The 17,755-nt window shown below is 72.9% G+C and carries 15 protein-coding genes and 1 tRNA gene; 7 read left to right on the forward strand and 9 right to left on the reverse strand.

The window, feature by feature from the left end; translation table 11 throughout:
* Positions 1–22 precede the first annotated feature (22 nt).
* From B0675_RS05050 to B0675_RS05065, 4 genes are all read left to right on the forward strand, one after another.
* On the forward strand, positions 23–844 hold the full coding sequence (locus tag B0675_RS05050; protein ID WP_241539897.1) for an ABC transporter permease: 822 nt from the start codon (positions 23–25) through the stop codon (positions 842–844).
* Between the two features lie 89 nt (positions 845–933).
* Positions 934–1,821, forward strand: coding sequence for a glycine betaine ABC transporter substrate-binding protein (locus tag B0675_RS05055; protein ID WP_081221595.1), 888 nt, complete (start codon positions 934–936; stop codon positions 1,819–1,821).
* Between the two features lie 125 nt (positions 1,822–1,946).
* Positions 1,947–2,585, forward strand: a complete 639-nt coding sequence (locus tag B0675_RS05060; protein WP_081217526.1) for a helix-turn-helix domain-containing protein — start codon at positions 1,947–1,949, stop codon at positions 2,583–2,585.
* Positions 2,586–2,691: 106 nt separating this feature from the next.
* On the forward strand, positions 2,692–2,877 hold the full coding sequence (locus tag B0675_RS05065) for a hypothetical protein (protein WP_081217527.1): 186 nt from the start codon (positions 2,692–2,694) through the stop codon (positions 2,875–2,877).
* Between the two features lie 22 nt (positions 2,878–2,899).
* Here the strand turns inward: B0675_RS05065 and B0675_RS05070 are convergent, their stop codons facing one another.
* From B0675_RS05070 to B0675_RS05085, 4 genes are all read right to left on the reverse strand, one after another.
* A complete protein-coding gene (locus tag B0675_RS05070; protein ID WP_081217529.1) occupies positions 2,900–3,688 on the reverse strand; it encodes a S16 family serine protease in 789 nt (262 codons plus the stop codon).
* Positions 3,689–3,948: 260 nt separating this feature from the next.
* Positions 3,949–4,590: a helix-turn-helix domain-containing protein gene (locus B0675_RS05075; protein ID WP_081217530.1), complete on the reverse strand. Its 642-nt coding sequence runs from the start codon at positions 4,588–4,590 to the stop codon at positions 3,949–3,951.
* 666 nt (positions 4,591–5,256) lie between these two features.
* Positions 5,257–7,059 (reverse strand): DEAD/DEAH box helicase, encoded by a 1,803-nt coding sequence (locus tag B0675_RS05080; protein ID WP_081217531.1) that lies wholly within the window; start codon positions 7,057–7,059, stop codon positions 5,257–5,259.
* A gap of 264 nt (positions 7,060–7,323) precedes the next feature.
* The gene (locus tag B0675_RS05085; protein WP_081217532.1) at positions 7,324–9,102 is read right to left on the reverse strand and encodes an MFS transporter; all 1,779 of its coding nucleotides are present in this window, start codon (positions 9,100–9,102) and stop codon (positions 7,324–7,326) included.
* A gap of 223 nt (positions 9,103–9,325) precedes the next feature.
* On the opposite strand from B0675_RS05085, the gene B0675_RS05090 reads away from it, so the two are divergent.
* From B0675_RS05090 to B0675_RS05100, 3 genes are all read left to right on the forward strand, one after another.
* A tRNA-Cys gene (locus B0675_RS05090) sits at positions 9,326–9,397 on the forward strand.
* Positions 9,398–9,585: 188 nt separating this feature from the next.
* The gene (locus B0675_RS41305) at positions 9,586–10,050 is read left to right on the forward strand and encodes a hypothetical protein (protein ID WP_179165249.1); all 465 of its coding nucleotides are present in this window, start codon (positions 9,586–9,588) and stop codon (positions 10,048–10,050) included.
* Positions 10,051–10,407: 357 nt separating this feature from the next.
* Complete coding sequence (locus tag B0675_RS05100) at positions 10,408–11,109, forward strand: hypothetical protein (protein ID WP_081217534.1); 702 nt, start codon at positions 10,408–10,410, stop codon at positions 11,107–11,109.
* Positions 11,110–11,158: 49 nt separating this feature from the next.
* Here the strand turns inward: B0675_RS05100 and B0675_RS05105 are convergent, their stop codons facing one another.
* From B0675_RS05105 to B0675_RS05125, 5 genes are all read right to left on the reverse strand, one after another.
* Positions 11,159–12,325 carry an SUKH-4 family immunity protein gene (locus B0675_RS05105; protein ID WP_081217535.1) on the reverse strand — a complete coding sequence of 389 codons (1,167 nt, stop codon included), beginning with the start codon at positions 12,323–12,325 and terminating at the stop codon, positions 11,159–11,161.
* Between the two features lie 392 nt (positions 12,326–12,717).
* Positions 12,718–12,924, reverse strand: a complete 207-nt coding sequence (locus B0675_RS40395; RefSeq protein WP_107482561.1) for a hypothetical protein — start codon at positions 12,922–12,924, stop codon at positions 12,718–12,720.
* Positions 12,921–15,230, reverse strand: coding sequence for a molybdopterin cofactor-binding domain-containing protein (locus B0675_RS05115; RefSeq protein ID WP_081217537.1), 2,310 nt, complete (start codon positions 15,228–15,230; stop codon positions 12,921–12,923). Before B0675_RS05115 ends, B0675_RS40395 begins: the two co-directional genes overlap by 4 nt.
* Positions 15,227–16,819: a (2Fe-2S)-binding protein gene (locus tag B0675_RS05120; RefSeq protein ID WP_107482562.1), complete on the reverse strand. Its 1,593-nt coding sequence runs from the start codon at positions 16,817–16,819 to the stop codon at positions 15,227–15,229. The genes B0675_RS05115 and B0675_RS05120 overlap by 4 nt, the downstream gene beginning before the upstream one ends.
* Entirely contained in the window at positions 16,816–17,709 is an 894-nt protein-coding gene (locus B0675_RS05125) for an FAD binding domain-containing protein (protein ID WP_081217539.1), read from the reverse strand. The genes B0675_RS05120 and B0675_RS05125 overlap by 4 nt, the downstream gene beginning before the upstream one ends.
* Positions 17,710–17,755: the final 46 nt, after the last annotated feature.

The raw sequence follows: 17,755 nt of genomic DNA on the forward strand, positions 1-17,755 counted from the left end.
CCGCCCCGAGGGCGAGCACGAGGTGAAGGGGCTCGCCTTCCGCGACGACAGCGACGGCGACGGCGAGGGCGAGCGGGAGGCACCGCCGTCGGCCGAACCGCCCAGGCGGCGGATCGGCTGGCAGAAGCTCACCTTCCTGCCGGCCCTGCTGATCGCCCTGCTGCTCGGCACCTGGCTCTGGTTCCAGCAGGCGGACCTCGACCCGATCTCCAAGAACGCGCTGTCGAACGGCCAGGTGTCCAAGGCCCTGTGGCAGCAGATCCAGCTGACGGCGATCTCCACGTTCTTCGTGCTGATCATCGCGATCCCGCTGGGGATCCTTCTCACCCGCAAGGCGTTCCGGAAGGCCACTCCGATCGCGATGACGATCGCCAACATGGGACAGGCGACCCCGGCGATCGGTCTGCTGGCGCTCCTGGTGATCTGGCTCGGCACCGGCCAGAAGTCGGCCCTGATCGGCATCACGATCTACGCGATCCTGCCGGTCCTGTCCAACACGATCGCCGGCCTGAACGCGAACGACCCGACCCTGCTGGAGGCGTCCCGCGGCATCGGCATGTCTCCGCTGGGCGTCCTCACCCGGGTCGAACTCCCGCTGGCGGTCCCGCTGATCCTCGCCGGCGTCCGTACGGCACTCGTCCTGAACGTGGGCACCGCGACCCTCGCCACCTTCGGCGGAGGTGGCGGGCTCGGCGTCCTGATCACCACCGGCATCACCACCCAGCGCATGCCCGTCCTGGTCCTCGGCGCCGTCCTCACGGTCGCTCTCGCCCTGCTGGTCGACTGGCTGGCGTCGCTCGCGGAGCTGCTGCTGCGGCCGCGCGGCCTGGAGGTGGAGAAGTGACCGCGCCCACGAGAAGGACCCGTACCCTCGCGCTGTTCGCGGGACTGCTGGTGCTGGCGTCCGGGTGCGGGCTGACCAGCGGCTCCCCGATGACCGACGACGTCGAGCCCGGCACCGTGGGGAAGGGACAGCCCCTCAAGGGCGCCACGCTCACGGTGGCGTCCAAGGAGTTCACGGAACAGCTGGTCCTCGGCGCGATCATGGGCATCGCGTTCCAGGCGGCCGGCGCGAAGGTCATCGACCGCACCGGTATCCAGGGGTCGATCGGCACGCGTGAGGCGATCAAGAACGGGGACGCGGACGCGACGTACGAGTACACGGGCACCGCGTGGATCACCTACCTCGGCAACAGCAAGCCGATCCCGGACCCGCAGAAGCAGTGGCAGGCCGTGCACGACGCCGACACGAAGAACGGCGTGGTCTGGCTGCCGCCGTCCGTCCTCAACAACACCTACGCGCTCGCCATGAACCAGGCCAACTTCAAGAAGTACGGGACGAAGACGCTCTCCGACGTGGCCGCGCTGTCGAAGTCGGACCCGGGCGCCGTCACCCTCTGCGTGGAGAGCGAGTTCGCCAACCGGGCCGACGGACTGCCGGGCATGGAGAAGGCGTACGGCATGTCGATCCCGGCGAAGAACATCACGCAGATGGACACCGGGATCATCTACACCCAGGTGAAGAAGGGCAGTTGCACGTACGGGGAGGTGTTCACCACCGACGGGCGCATCAAGTCGATGAATCTGGAGGTGATGCAGGACAACAAGAAGTTCTTCCCCAACTACAACGCCGCGCCCGTGGTCAACGCCAAGGCCTTCAAGAAGTATCCGCAGATCGCCCAGGTCATCGAGCCGGTGACGAAGGCGCTGAACAACTCGGTGGCGCAGGACCTGAACGCCAAGGTCGACGTGGAGGGCCAGGATCCGCACGAGGTGGCCCTCGACTGGATGACGTCGGAGGGGTTCGTCAAGCAGAAGTGAACGGGAACCGCGAACTCGGCCGATCCGCACGGCGGTTGACCGGTCGGGGCGTTCCTCGGCCATCCCGGGACGTAGTTGCAAAGAAACCGTTGCAAGCAAGTCTTTGCAACGCTATCTTTGTAAGCATGACGGAGCAGCAGCCACCGCACCCCCCGAACGCCCCTCTCCCGCCGGAGCCGCCCCTGCCGCCGGCACCGCCGCAGCACCGGCGGCTCGACGCCCGCTCCCTGCGCGGCCTCGCCCACCCGCTGCGCATGGAACTGCTGAGCAGCCTGCGGCGCCGGGGCCCGGCCACCGCGTCGATGCTCGCCGAGCGGCTGAACGAGTCCAGCGGGGCGACCAGTTACCACCTGCGTCAGCTCGCCGCGCACGGCTTCGTCGAGGACGCGCCGGACCGGGGCAAGGGGCGCGAGCGCTGGTGGCAGGCGGCCGACCAGGGGCTCGGTTTCGACGAGGAACTGCTCAAGGACCCGGACCCGGCGGTGCGCGGGGCGGCGGACATGTTCCTGCACGAGGTCGCCACCAGCCACGCCCGCGAGCTGTCGACGTGGCTCGGCACGCGGGACGACTGGTCCGACGACTGGACCCGCGCCACCGACATGAGCGACTTCACGATCCGGCTGACCCCGGCCCAGTCCCGCGAACTGATCGAAAAAATGCACGCCCTGCTGGAGAGCTACGCCGCCCTCGAACGCCCCGAGACCGACACCGAGTCGGCCCAACTGCGCTTCCACACCCACGTGTTCCCGCAGGCGTCCGACTGATCCGGCGGGCCGCGTCCGCACCCGCTCACCCGAGGAACCCCGATCCCTCCACCCCACCCCGCCACTCGACCCCGACGCCCGACCCCATCGAAGAGAGGTCACACCGATGCACCCGGACACCGGACTCCAGCTGCACCACCTGCGCGCCGCCGAACTGCGGGCCGAGGCGGACGCCTACCGGCTCACGGCCGAGGCCCGACCCCACCGGCTGCGCGCCCGCGTCGGATGGACCCTCGTGGAGGTCGGCCTCCGCCTGGCCTCCGCGCCGAGGACGGCCGCCGCGGCCTTCTGAGAGCGGGCCGCGGGCGGATCCGTCAGCAGCTCGGGACCGAGCCCTTGCCCTTCTCCAGGGAGACCAGCGACTCGACCGCGCCCTGCAGGCTCGTCACCGGGACCAGCCGCAGCCCCTTCGGCAGCTCAGACTTCGCGTCCGAGCACTCCGCCTTCGGCACGAGGAACACGGTCGCCCCGTCGCGGCGGGCCGCCTGCGTCTTGAGGGCGACCCCGCCGACCGCGCCGACCTTGCCGTCGGCGTCGATCGTCCCCGTACCCGCGACGACCCGGCCGCCCGTGAGGTCGCCGCCGCTGCCGTCGCCGTCCAGCTTGTCGACGATGCCGAGCGAGAAGAGCAGCCCGGCACTCGGTCCGCCGACGTCGGCGAGCTTCAGCGTGACCTTGACGTCGCCCTTCTCGTGCAGATAGCCGAGCGCCGCCTCGGTGGCGGTGTCCTGGGACTTCTTCATCTCGTTCGCGTTGTGCTGCTCGATCTCCTTGACGCTGCCGCCGCTCGGATAGACCGAGTCGCGGGGCATCACGGCCTTGTCGGTGGCGAACCAGCCGCTGAGCACGTCCCCGAGGGAGATCTTCGCGTCGGGCCCGGTGGCCTCGATCGTCGTCATCCGGAGCTGGCCGCGGGTGTCGCGGGTGGGCGCCCCCGTGATCGTGATCACCGGGTCGCCCTTGTTCTCGCCGAGGACGTTCGCCGTCAGGCCGGGCTGCGCCAGGGAGAAGGGCAGCGGCGCGAACACCGCCGTGGCGAGGAGGGCCACGACGGGGAGGGCGCAGACGGCGACGGCCTTGGGGCGCGTGAGGCGAGAGAGCACGGGTTCAATCTAACGTCCCCTGCCGCCGGGCCCTCCGGACAGGTCCCACGGGGCGAGGCCGGGCAAGGGCCGCCCCGGGTCGGAGGGGCGGTACGGGCCGCCACGCGCCCGCGTTCGGGAACCGTGTCCGTAGGGACACGGCCAGGGCGCGGGGCGACGGTTCCCGCAGCACCCCGGGCGGTGGGGCCTCCGTCGACGCAAGGCGCTTCAGTCGAGGCGCCGGCGCGTCACGGAGGGCGTCGGCGCCACCCGCTGCCGGGTCAGCGCAGGGCGTCCGCGACCTCGCGGGCCGCGTCCATCACGCGCGGCCCGACCCGCTCCGGCACCGCGTCCGCGAGCATGACCACCCCGACACTGCCCTCGACCCCCGTCACCCCGATGAGCGGCGCCGCGGCCCCGCTGGCGCCCGCCTCCAACTCCCCGTGGGTGAGCGTGTACCCGGGATCCCCCACCGGCGCCTGCCGGGCGGCGAGGATCGCGCGGCCCGCGGCACCCCGGTCCAGCGGATGCCGGAACCCGGCCCGGTAGGCCACGTGGTAGTCGGTCCACGTGGGTTCGACGACAGCCACGGCGAGCGCCTCCGTCCCGTCGACGAGCGTCAGATGGGCCGTCGCACCTATGTCCTCGGCCAGGGCGCGCAGCGCGGGCAGCGCGGCCTCCCGCACCAGAGGGTGCACCTGGCTGCCGAGGCGCAGGACCCCAAGACCGACCCGGGCGCGACCGCCGAGGTCCCGCCGTACGAGCGCGTGCTGCTCCAGCGTGGCGAGCAACCGGTACACCACGGTCCGGTTGACGCCCAGTTTGTTCGAAAGCTCGGTGACGGTCAGCCCGTGGTCCGTGTCGGCGAGCAGCTTGAGGACGCGCAGTCCCCGGTCGAGCGTCTGAGAGGTCTCCGCGGTCACGACGCCCACTCCTTAGTGGTGAGGTCGACGGCCCTCGCTCGGCGGATGCGTCACCGAGTCCCGTCGGCGACGCGCTCGAGAGGCCGCCGGTCGGCTGGCGACCCGGGCTCTTCCCGGGCGGAGTCGCTTCACGGCTGCGCTCCGCGGCGGCGCTGCCACGGGGCGTGTGCGTAGCGGGACAGTAGCGAGCCGGTCCGCTCAGCGGAAGTCTCCGTCCAGAATCCGGGCATCGGCTCGTACGGACTGATTCCGTTTGTCCCGGAACGTGGAGCGCGCGGAACTCCGCGTACACCGCGCGTGCACGCAGCGCACCGGCGAAGGCGCACGCCGGTCCGAGGAGTTGCGCGCCCCTGAAAGGGAAGCCGCCGCGCAGGGGGGCGGGTTCCGGATGACCGCCGCGCCGAGGTAACCGGTTCTCCATGTGCGTCCGCGGTCCGGGGGTCCGGCGCCGGGGCCGACGATCGACCGGCCCGGGAGCACACGCCGACGGCACCGCTCACGGGCCGCGACGGACACGGGTGTCAGGTGGTGTCAGACGCCGCCGCAGGTGCCCACGGACACGGATGTCGCGTGTCCGGCGGCACGGGGGTCCGGTGTTCGGCGGCGCGGATGTCCGGTGTTCGGCGGCGCGGATGTCGGGTCTCCGGCGATCTCCGCGACCGCGGATCACCGCATCCGGGTGGCCCACTCCTGGACCTTGGCGATCCGCTGGCGCAGTTGCCCGGCCGTGGCCTCCGCGCTCGGCGGGCCGCCGCAGACGCGGCGCAGCTCGGTGTGGATCACACCGTGCGGCTTGCCGCTCTGGTGGACGTACGCGCCGACCATGGTGTTGAGCTGCTTGCGCAGTTCCAGCATCTCCTTGTGGGAGACCACCGGACGCCGCTCGGCGGGCAGTTCGAGGAGGTCCGCCTCGTCGTCCGGCTTCTTGCGGCTGTGCGCGATCTGGCGGGCCTGTCGCTTCTGGAGCAGCAACTGCACCTGGTCGGGTTCGAGGAGCCCGGGGATGCCGAGGTAGTCCTGCTCCTCCTCGCTGCCGGGGTGGGCCTGCATGCCGAACTCGGCGCCGTCGTAGAGGACACGGTCGAAGACGGCCTCGGACTCCAGCGCCTCGAAGGAGAACTGCTCCTGCTCGCCGGTGTCCTCGTCCTGCTCCTTGTTCGCCTCCTCCATCTCCTGCTCGGACTCGGCGTACGGGTCCTCCTCGCCCTCCTTCTTCGGCTTGTCGAGCGCGTGGTCGCGCTCGACCTCCATCTCGTTGGCGAAGGTGAGGAGGTCGGGAACGGTCGGCAGGAACACGGACGCGGTCTCGCCGCGCCGCCGGGACCGCACGAAACGGCCGACGGCCTGCGCGAAGAACAGCGGCGTCGAGATGGTGGTCGCGTACACGCCGACGGCGAGGCGCGGCACGTCGACGCCCTCGGACACCATGCGGACGGCGACCATCCACCGGTCCTCGCTCGCGGCGAAGTCGTCGATGCGTTTCGAGGCTCCGGTGTCGTCGGACAGGACGACGGTGGCCTTGGAGCCGGTGATCTCCCGGATCAGCTTGGCGTAGGCGCGGGCCGAGTCCTGGTCGGTGGCGATGACGAGGGCCCCGGCGTCCGGGATGCCCTTGCGGACCTCGGTGAGCCGCTGGTCGGCGGCGCGCAGCACGCTCGGCATCCACTCGCCGCGCGGGTCGAGCGCGGTGCGCCAGGCCTGGCTGATCGCGTCCTTGGTCATCGGCTCGCCGAGGCGCGCGGCGATCTCGTCGCCCGCCTTGGTGCGCCAGCGCATGTTGCCGCTGTAGGAGAGGAAGATGACGGGCCGCACGACCCCGTCCCCGAGCGCGGAACCGTATCCGTAGGTGTAGTCGGCGGAGGACCGGCGGATGCCGTCCCTCCCCTCCTCGTACGTGACGAAGGGGATGGGGTTGGTGTCGGAGCGGAACGGCGTACCGGTGAGCGCGAGCCGGCGGGTGGCGGGCTCGAACGCCTCCAGGCAGGCCTCGCCCCAGGACTTGCTGTCACCGGCGTGGTGGATCTCGTCGAGGATGACGAGGGTCTTGCGCTGCTCGGAGCGGTTGCGGTGCAGCATCGGCCGCACACCGACGCCCGCGTACGTCACCGCCACGCCGTGGTACTCCTTGCTGAGCGGCCCGGCGCTGTACTCGGGATCCAGCTTGATCCCTATCCGCGCGGCCGCCTCGGCCCACTGCTTCTTCAGGTGCTCGGTCGGCGCGACCACGGTCACCTGCTGGACCACGTGGTGGTGCAGCAGCCAGGACGCGAGCGTCAGCGCGAACGTCGTCTTGCCGGCGCCGGGGGTGGCGACGGCGAGGAAGTCGCGCGGCTGCTCCTGGATGTACCTCTCCATCGCCCCCTGCTGCCAGGCGCGCAGCTTGTTGGCGGTGCCCCAGGGGGCGCGGCCGGGGAAGGCGGGTGACAGGTGGTGCGAGTGCGAGGAGGCGCTGGCGGCGGTGGTAGTCACGGTCTCCGGTCTGGGTGGCGATGGGGAGCGTCCGGGTCCGCGCGCGACGCGTCGGTGTGGCGGTGACGGCAGACGGGCGGTCGGCTCGGCTCGGCTACGTATGACAACCGGGCCACCCTACCGGCGCCCGCGGCGTGTCACCGCGCGGACGACGCCGGGTCCGCCGTGGATGGGACTGACGTCACATGACGGTCCGCGGTCGCTCCCGCACCCGGCCCGCCGACGCCGCCGCGTGACGCGCGGCAGCCCCCGCGGGCCGCGGCCTCAGCCTTTCCGGCCGGTCCCGGCCGCGGGTCGCCGCTCCCTGACACGTGTCGTCACCCACGCCCCGACCAGCGCCACGGCGGCCATCGGAAGGAACACGGCCGCGAAGGCGGCCGGGTGGGACGCGGGGGCGCCGGAGGCCGTGCCGGCCGCCGCATGGGCCATCGCGCCGCCGCCGAGCGCCGCGAAGGCGGCTCCGCCGAAGGCGAGCAGCAGGACGTTGCACAGGGCGTCGGAGATCTGGAGGGCGGCCGAGTTCGTACCGGCCTCGTGCGGGGCCGAGAGCTGGAGCAGCAGCACGCTGGTGGAGGCGACCACGAGCCCCATCCCGAAGCAGCCGAAGGCCCAGGCGACGGCGACGGTCCACACGGGCACGGCCGGGAGGAGCACGCTGGGCGCGGTCGCGACGGCCGCCGCGACCAGCAGCATGCCGAGGAACATCAGCCGCTCCCGGTACGGCTCCACACCGGGCCGTGCCTGCAGCCAGGAGCCCAGCGCCCAGGTGGCACCGCCCACGGCGAGCGACAGCCCGGCGAGCGTCGGGGAGAGCCCCCGCTGGGTGACGAGCATCAGCGGCACGAAGGACTCGGCGGCGACGAAGGATCCGGCCGCGACGCCGCGCAGGAGCACGACGGACGGCAGCCCACGCGCGGCCCGCCAGGTGCCGCGCGGCAACAGCCCGCGCACGGCCGGGACGAGCAGGGCGACCCCGGCCAGAGCGGGCAGCAGCGACAGGAGCCGCAGATCCTGGGCCGCGTACTGCAACAGCCCGGCCCCGAACGCGATCCCGAACGCCAGCCGGATACGCCGCCGGTCGAGGGGGGCGCGACGGAGGGGTTCCGGGGGGAGCGTTTCGGCGGCGAGTGCCTCGACGGCAAGAGGCGCGCGGTCGAGGGGGCCGGCACCGAGGGGGTCGGGGGCGAGGGGGTCGGCGGGGGCGTGCTCGAAGGGGTGGGCGCCGGTGAACCCGTCGGTGCCGGGGCGGGGAGCCTTTTCGCTGCCGGTGCCGACGTGAGCACGTCCGTCGCCGTCGGTGCCGGTGCGGGCGAACCCGTCGGTGCCGGTGCCGACGTGAGCACGTCCGTCACCGTCGGTGCCGGTGCCGCCGACGAGGGGGGTGTCGGCGGGCTCCCCGGCCGTCGCGGGCCCCCCGGCCCGCCGGCGTATCTGGGGCAGGGCGAGGGCGAGGGGGACGCCGACGAGGGCCGGGATGCCGAGGAACACCCAGCGCCAGCCGAGGTGTTCGGTGACCGCTCCGGCGGCGAGGGGGCCGACGACGGACGGCACCACCCAGGCCGCCGCGAACGCCGCCATGATCGCGGGCCGCAGCCGCTCCGGGTAGGCCCGTCCGACGACGACGTAGAGCGCGACGATGACGAGCCCGCCGCCGAGCCCCTGGACGGCACGCCCGAGGACGAACAGCCACATGCCCCCGGCCGTCCCGGACAGCAGCAGCCCCCCGGCGAACGCGCCGATGCCGACGGTGAGGGACGCCAGCGGCCCGTCCCGGTCGGACCACTGTCCGGCGAGCACCATCCCGAACAGGCTGGTCGTGAAGTAGCCGGAGAAGGCGAACGCGTACAGCGCCACCCCGTCGAGTTCCCGGGCGGCGACGGGCATCGCCGTCCCCACGGCGGTCGCCTCGAAGGCGATGACCAGCACCACGGAGACGATCCCGATGCTCAGCGCGCGATACGCCCGCCCGAGCACACCGTCCTCACCGTCGCCCTCGACTTCGGGGGGAACGGTCGTGACGTCGGAGGTCTCCAGTGGTGCCATGGCCGTCAGCGTAAGGTGCGCAGCCCTCACTGACTCCTGTCGGAAGTCGGTGATCATCCGGTCCTTTGGTCCTACGACCACGCCCCGCGCCGCCACCTCCCGTTCATGAACGGCGTGTGGCAGTCCCGTTGCAGCGCCTCCGGCCCTCTTGAGCCGGCCACCCCACGGGCCTACGGTCGACCCATCAGGTTCGGAACGAGTGAGCCGTGCCGCACCTGAGAACGGCCGTGTGCCCGAGTGGTTCAGGGACTCGCCTGCAAAGCGAGTTACGCGGGTTCGATTCCCGCCACGGCCTCTGCCTGCCTGACCGGGCGCAGAAAGGGCGGCACCCCTTCGGGAGTGCCGCCCTTAAGTCGTCCGTCGCAGTTTCCGTCTCAGTTGACCCGCGCCGGCGCCTCAGCCGGACCTCTCACCAGAACCGTGCGCCCTGGAACCAGGATCGCCCCCTAGGCCCAGATCTACGGCGCCTCTACGATGTGCCCCGTGGACTGGGGGACTCTCGCGGGTACAGCAGTCGGCGCCGTTCTTGGCGTCAGCACAACCCTTCTTGGTGAACGATCACGATGGCGCCGGGAGAACACCTCTCGCGAGCGCGCCGCAAAGCAACAGCTCTACGGCGAATACCTCGCGGCACTCTGGCTCACGAGACACCGCTTGCGCGACCTAAAGAGGAGCATCGGGCTGAGCCGGGAGGAACGCATCAAGCAGGCTGGAGAAATCCTCGGTTCCGCCAACGCCTTTCAACTCCTCTATCAGATACACATCATGGCGCCCGCACCTCTAGGCGCCGTTGCCGATCAGACCTTCCTGAGACTCCGACACCTGCGGGACCGCTTCGATGAGCCTGACGTGAGCATCGATCCAGAGTGGTCAGCGACCCAAGGGGCACTAGGCGAGGCTCTGGAGGCTCTCCAGAGCGCAATGCGTTTGGACCTCAGGTCCCTCTGAGGGATCTCCCGACGGCCTGTGTCGAGCCTCCAGATGAGGCCGTCGATCTGCTTTGCGATGTCCGTCCGTACGACGTCCACCATGTGCTGATACCGAGCAGTCATGGCCGTGGCTGACCACCTACGGGTTCGACGAAAGCGTTGAGGAGGTGTGGCAGTCGGCACGTCCGAGCCCGTCGCCGACCGACTGGACCGGGCGAACCGGAGGGGCGGCACCGCGGATGCGGTGCCGCCCCTTCGGCGTATCTCCGTCACGGCTCCGCGGAGCAGGACGCACGGGGACGGAACCGCGGGGCTCGCGCGGTGCGTGTCCTCGTACGGATGAGCGATCGGCCGGGCGGGCTTCGCGGGGGGGATCATGCAGATCATCGAGGTGACCGGACATGCCGTCCGATCTGCTGTGATCACCATGCGGCGGACAGGGACCCCGCTCGAATTCGTGATCTTCCCGATGCTGCACGTGGCATCGCCGACCTTCTACTCACAGATCCGCGTCAGGCTCAGGGAGTGCGACCTCGTCGTCGTCGAGGGGATCCGGGGCCGGTCGGCGGGAGTGAGTGCCCTCACGCTCGCCTACCGGTTCGCCCCGCGCCGGCGGCGCAACGGTCTGCAGGAGCAGGGGGACGCACGGCTCCTGCCCGAAGGAGTCCCGGTCATCAACCCGGATGTGACCGCGGCGGAGGCGATCGCGGACCTGAGGGAGCTGCCGCGGTGGACCTACGCGCTGCTCATGGTGGCGGCGCCGGTGATGGGCCTGGTGTTCGCGCTGCGGGGGCCGCGCGCCTTCCTGGACGAGGATCTGGCGGTCGAGGATCTGCCGCCGACCCTGCGGGCCGAGTTGATGGCCGACGATCCTCTGGAGCACGCGCTCACCGACCGGCGGGACCGGCGCTTGCTCGACGCGCTCAGCGAGATCCACGCGGAGCGCGGCGACGAGCCGCTCCGGGTGGCCGTCGTCTACGGGGCCGGCCACGTGCCCGCGATCGTGCACGGGCTGCGCAACCGGCACGGTTACCGGCCGCGCGAGGCGGACTGGCTCACCGTCCTCGTCCCGGCGTAGGCCGTCGGGTGGACCGGCGCGCCCCGCGGGTACCGCTCGCGCCGGGGCGCTACGCGTACAGCGAGCCGCTCGCGCGGTCCTCGAATATCTCGGGCCAGTGGCGCAGGCCGTCGTCGCCCGGGAGGGTCGGGGTCCGGTCGCAGGCGACGGGGTCCACCGTGGCGAGGGTTTCCGTCAGGGTGGCCGCGAGGTGTTCGTAGGAGTCGCTCAGGCCGTGGACCGCGTCCAGGGTCCGCTCGCGGTGCAGGAGCCAGAGGGTGAAGGCGAGCGTGGAGATGTCCGCGTTGAGCGGGCGCAGGGTCAGGTCCGGTTCGCTCCAGGCGAGCACCGCGCCCGTGGCGCCGTCGACGACCAGGCTCGTGTCCTCCACGAGGCCGCCGAGGCGGATCAGACGGCAGGCGGTCACCGGGAGATGGCCGGCGGCGAACGCGTCGGGGCGCTCGTCCGCGTAGTACTCGGTGAGGGCCGGCAGCGGCACCTCCGTGTCCAGCTGGAAGAGGAGACCGTCCTCGGGCAGGCCCGTCTCGCGCAGGAAGCGGCGAGTCGGCTCGTGCGTCAGCGCGCGCGGGAAGTCGACGTCCTCGAAACGCATGATCCCGCCCGCCCCGAACTCCTCGTCGAGCAGCCGCTTCGGCAGACCGAGGACGAGTCCCTCGCCGGGTCCGGCGATCCGGGCCAGCGGGCGGATCAGCGCGGCCATCCGCCAGTACGGCGGCACGTCCGCGCCCGCGGTGTCCTCGAAGACCGCGCCCAGCCGGTCCGCCGTCTCCGCGACGGCCTTCGGGCCGAACGGGCCCGGACGGTCGGCGGGCGCCGTCAGTTCCTCGGTGGCCGCCGCGAAGCGCAGCAGGGCCTCCAGGGAGGGCGCCAGCGGTGACAGGTCCAGGTGCGCGGGATCCCGCGGGACGTGCGCCGAGGAGACCTCACCCGTCGTCCCGTCGAGGACGAGCGACTCCAGGTCCCGGTCCAGGTTCCGCAGGGCCCCGATGACGACCCGGTCGCGCAGCTCCTCGGCGAGCCTGTCGGCGCCGCCGGTCAGATCGGCCAGGGTGCGCAGGCCGTGCTCCCGCAACGCGTCGAACCCCAGCAGCGCGCTCGCGGCGGGCAGGCCGGCGCCCGTGAGGAGATGCCGGGTGGACGCGTGCGTGACGTACGGATCCAGCTCGTGGTCGGTCAGTGTGATCGCGCCGCCGACATCGGTGTCAGTCGTGCTCATGGCTCCCCCGCGCATGTGAACGCTTGTGCTTCCCCCGGTGAGAACGGCCGGTCGTGCCACGGCAGTTCCCCATTGAGCGAGAACCATACGCCGCCCCACTGACAACGCAGGGGGGTCTTGGGAACGGGTCCCCCGGGGACCGGGGACGGGCAGGTCAGCCCATGATCCGCACCGCGGGAGGAGGCCGGCTGGAGCGTTCCTCGAGTGATGCCGGGGCTGCTCGCGAGCGAGGTCCGAGGGGCGGGCGAGGCCCGAGGGGCCGGCGAGACTCTCTGCCTGCCGGTGTCCTGTCGGCGGGCCGTCGGTGAACTGCGGGAGGCCCACGGCTCACCCGGGGGGTCCTCGAGCTCGGGCTCCGCGGCCGCCGGGACCGACGCCCCGGGCTCCGAGTCTCAGGTGAAGTAGACGCCGCCCACGACGACGACCACCGCGGCCAGGACGAAGAGCAGCACCCAGAAGAACAACTTCCCGACGCTGGGCGGGGGTTCGTAGCGCGGCTGTTCGTCGGCGGTGGCCCGGGTGGCCGGGACTCCGGTGTCCGGTGCGGCGGGACCGGTGTCGGGTGCCGTGCCGTCGTGAGCGGGCTCGTGCGCGGTCACGACGCCGTCACCACCGCTGCCTGCGGGCGGATCGGTAGGCGGTTGACGGGGCGGCCGGTGGCGGCACGGACGGCGGACGCGACGGCCGCGGGGGACGTCACGACCGGCACCGCGCTGGCCGCCTTGGCCCCGAAGGGGGCGACGACGTCCCGCTCCTCGACCAGCTTGACGATGCGGATGTCGGGGGTGTCCAGGGCCGTCGGGAGGGCGTAGCCGGTGAGGTCGGGGTGGCGGACCAGGCCGCGGGCGGTGCGGAGGTTCTCGGTCAGCGCGGCGCCCACGCCCTGGGTGACGCCCGCCTCGATACGGGCCGTCAGCTGGGCCGGGTTGAGGATCCGGCCGACGTCCTGGGCGAGCGCCAGCTCCACGACCCGGACGGAGCCGAGTTCGATGTCGACGTCCACCACCGCGCGGATGGCGCAGAAGGCGAGGCCCACGAAGGCGTCGCCCTGACCGGCCTCGTCGAGCGGTTCGGTCGGGTGCGGGCGGCACTGCGCGGTCGCCCACAGCTCCTTGCCGTCCATCGCCTCGGTGACGGTGGTCGACAGGACCCCGTCGTACGAGGTGATCTTGCCGTCGGTGATCTGGAGGAGCTCGGTGGACATGCCGAACTTGTGCGCGAGCGGCTGGAGCAGCTGCGTACGGACCATCTTCGCGGCGCGTTCGACGGCTCCCCCGGAGACCCAGGTGTGCCGGCCGCGGCAACTGGGACCCGCCGGGGGCTGGTCGGTGTCGACGGGCGCCACGTGCACCTCGTCGATGCCGAGGGTCTCCTGGACGATCTGCCGGGCCAGTGTGGTGAAGCCCTGTCCGGTCTCCACGGCCGCGCAGAGCACGGTGGCGACGCCGTCGTGGACCTTCACGGTGGCGGTCGAGACCTCGTCGGCGCCCTCGGCTCCGAGCATGTGGACCATGCCGAGGGCGTAGCCGACGCCGCGGCGCACGGCGCCGGGCTCGCCGGCGCCCTCGGGACCGCCGGGCAGCAGCCACTCGTCCTCGGGGGTGTCCTTGGGGAGGGCGGGCAGCGGGAAGTCGCGTACGGCCTGGAGCAGTTCGGCGACGGGCGCCGGGCAGGTCACCGTCTGGCCGGTGGGCAGGACGTCCCCGGTGGCCATGACGTTGCGCAGCCGCAGTTCCGCGGGGTCGACGCCGAGCTTCTTGGCCAGTTTGTCCATCTGGGCCTCGTAGGCGGCGCAGACCTGGAGGGCGCCCTCGCCGCGCACGTGTCCGGAGGGGGGGTTGTTGGTGCGGACGGCCCAGCCCTCGATGAAGGCGTTCGGGACGACGTACGGGCCGCAGGCGAAGGAGACCGCGGCGGCGAGTGACTCGCCCGAGGTGTCGGCGTAGGCGCCCGCGTCGAGCAGGATCTGCGCCTCGACCTTGACCAGCTTGCCCTCGGCGTCGGCGTGGTGCCGGTAACGCAGCAGGGTCGGGTGCCGGTGGGCGTGGCCGAGGAAGGACTCCTCGCGCGTAGCGGTGAGTTTCACCGGGCAGCCGGTGGTCAGTGCGAGCAGGCCGAGCGGCAGCTGGAAGCCCTGGTCCTCGCGGTCGGCGGTGGCTCCGGGGACGCCGGTGACGACGACCTTCACGCGCGCGGGGTCGAGGCCGTAGCAGGCGGCGGCGGTGTCGCGGTCGGTGTGCGGGTCGGTGGAGGCGACGTAGAGCTCGACGCCGCCGTCGGGGCGGGGCACGGCGAGTCCGGCCTCGGCGCCGACGGGGGCGGGGTCCTGGCGGCCGATGCGGTACAGGCCCTCGACGACGATGTCGCCGACGGCGTCCGGGTCGCCGTGGCGCAGCGGGATGTGCCGGATCAGGTTGCCGTCGGGGTGCAGGGGTTCGGCCTCGAAGGCCTGCTCCGGGTCGGTGACCGGTTCGAGCACCTCGTACTCGACGATGACGGCGGCGGCGGCCATCCGGGCGGTGTCGGGGTGGTCTGCGGCGACGGCGGCGATGGGCTCGCCGTGGTGGCGTACGACCTCGGAGGCGAACACCGGCCGGTCGGCTCTTCCTCGGCCGTGCAGGGCGCTGCCGGGGACGTCCTCGTGGGTGATGACGGCGCGCACGCCGGGCATCTCGCGCGCGTGCCGGGTGTCGATGGAGACGATGCGCGCGTGCGGGTGGGGCGAGCGGAGCACGGCGGCCCACAGCAGTCCCTCGGCCCACAGGTCGGCCGCGTACGGGAAGGTGCCCTCGGTCTTGGCGCGGGCCTCCGCGGTCGGCAGGGAGACGCCCAGTCCGTGCGGCAGGGGCTCGGGGCCTGTCTCCGGCGACGCCGGTGTCGTCGCGGTCGCGGCTTGGTTGGTCACGCCTGGCCTCCGTCCTGGCCGTACGGCTGTTCGTGCGAGGCCTGGGAGCCGTAGGCGTCGCCGTCCTCGTAGGCGGACGGATGGACGCCGCCGGCGCCGGGGCCCGCCTGGTGCGGGATGCGGGCCTCGTCCGTGTCCGGGCCGTCGTCGGGTGCGGACGACGCGTGCTCGCGTTCGGCGACGACCTCGCGCACGGCGTCCAGGACACCGCGGTAGCCGGAGCAGCGGCACAGGTTGCCGCACAGCGCCTGGCGGGTCTCCAGTTCGGTGGGGGCGGGGTTGCCCTCCAGGAGGTCGTGGAGGGTCATCGCCATGCCGGGGATGCAGAAACCGCACTGCACGGCGCCGCACTTGGCCAGGGCGCGCTGGACGTCGGAGGGCTGTCCCTCGGTGGCCAGGCCCTCGACGGTGCGCACCTCGCTGCCGGCGGCGGTGACGCCGGGCACCAGGCAGGAGGCGACGAGCCGGCCGTCGACCTGGACGTTGCAGGCGCCGCACTCGCCCTGTGAGCAGCCGTCCTTGGCGCCGGCGAGGCCGAGCCGCTCGCGCAGGACGTAGAGCAGGGACTCGCCGATCCAGGCGTCGGTGACGGGCCGGTCGGCGCCGTTGACGCGCAGGACGTAGGAGGCGAGGGGGTGTTCGTCGTGCGGGGCGGTGGCCGGGTGGTCCGCGTCCGGGGTCTCGTCGTCGGCGTCCGCCACGAGAGCGTCGCCGTGCGTCTCCGGGCCGACGGGGGCGTGCGTCCCGGCGTCGTCGGACGGGTCGTCCCCGGCACCGTCGGACGTCTCGTAGGCCGGGTCCCGCTCCGGCGCCTCGGGCGCGTGGTCGGCCGCGGGTTCGGGGGCGGCGAACCCGGCCGCCTCGTGGGCGGGCTCGGCGGGCTGCTGGGGGGCCTGGGAGTGCGGGGGCGGAGGTGACTGCGGTTCGGGGTCCGCGGGGCCCTCAGAGGGCGCCTCGTGGGGTTCGGCGCTCCAGGCCTGGCCGATCTCGGCCTGGCCGATCTCGCTCGCCCAGGGCGCCGAGGCGCCGCCCGGCAGCGTGGCGGGCGGTGTGCCGCCCCACTGCTCGACGAGCGCCGATGTGGTGAACTCGCCCGATTCGTCCGGAAGATCACCTACGGCGACGGGGATCGACCACTGCCCGGTCACGTCGTGCCCGGCACCGTGTCCGCCCTCGTGGGCCGCGCCGCGTCCGTCGTCGTAGCCGGTGCCCTCGGGAGGGGTCTCGGCGTATTCGGCGTACTCCCACTGCCCGGTGGCGCCCGGCTGGTAGGCGAACCGGTCGTCGTGCGCGCCGGCCCCCTGCTGCGTGGCGTGCGGGTCGGGCCAGGAGCCGCCGCCCTGCGCGCCCCACGTCCCGCCGGCCGCCGGGTCACCGGCGTCGGACTGGGCGGGCGTCCCGTCGATCTGCGGGGGGACGTATCCGTGTCCGGGCGCCGCGAGCGGCTCCCGGGAGGCGAGGAGGGCCTCGATGCCGCCCTCAGGGAGCTTGACGAAGGCGGTCGCGCCGTCGTCGTAGTCGCCCTGGGGCAGCGGGTCCCAGCGGCCGCCGTTGCTGCGGGCGCCTTCCTCGTGCTGGTCGTCGGTCACGACAGCGCCCTCCCGAGTGCTCGTCGGGCCAGCGCGGCGACGGTGCGCCGCAGGTGCAGTACTGCGGGCGGAAGCGGTTGCACGGAGCCGTCCTCGGCGGGGACGGGGTCGGGGATGCAGGCCGCCGCGACGTACTCCCCGAACGCGGTCAGCGCCTCGGGGACGATCGTGCGGCTGTTGTCCCAGTCGATGAGCTGGGCCACCCACGCCTCGGCGTCCAGGGGCCGCAGCGGCATCGGCGCTATGGCGCCGACGGCACACCGCACCCCGCGCCGGGCCGGGTCGAGGACGAGCGCCACGGAGGCGATCGCCCGCCCGGGTCCGGTGCGTCCGGTGGCCTTCAGGAAGACCTGCGGGGCGTGCAGCAGCGGCACGCGCACGTAGCCGATGAGTTCGCCGCCGCGGAGCATGTCCACGCCCGCGAGCAGGTGCGACACCGGGATCTCGCGGCGGGCTCCGCCGGGCCCGGCGATGATCAACGTGGCTTCCAGGGCCGCCAGTACGGGCAGCGCGTCGCCGGTGGGCGCGGCCGAGGCGATGTTGCCGCCCAGGGTGCCGGCGTTGCGGATCTGGGGCGGTCCGGCCGCCCGGGCGGCGGCGGCGAGCGCCGGGATCAGGGCGGCGAAGTCGGGGCGGCCCATCCGGGCGTGGGTGAGTCCGGCGCCGAGCAGCGCGTGTCCGTCCTGGTACTGCCAGCCGCGGATCTCGCTGATCCGGCCGAGGCCGACCAGCGCGGCCGGCCTGAGCTGCCCGGAGTTGACCGCGGTCATCAGATCGGTGCCGCCGGCGACGGGAACGGCGGCGGGCATGGCGGACAGTGCCGCGACCGCCTCGTCCAGCGAGACGGGCAGCGTCACGGCCTGCGCCGCCTGCGGTGCGTGCGTGGTCAAACCGGCTGCCCCTTCCCGCTGCCCCACCTGGTCCCACCTGTGCTGC

It is taken from the genome of Streptomyces sp. M41(2017), from assembly GCF_002078175.1.
Taxonomy (GTDB): Bacteria; Actinomycetota; Actinomycetes; order Streptomycetales; family Streptomycetaceae; genus Streptomyces.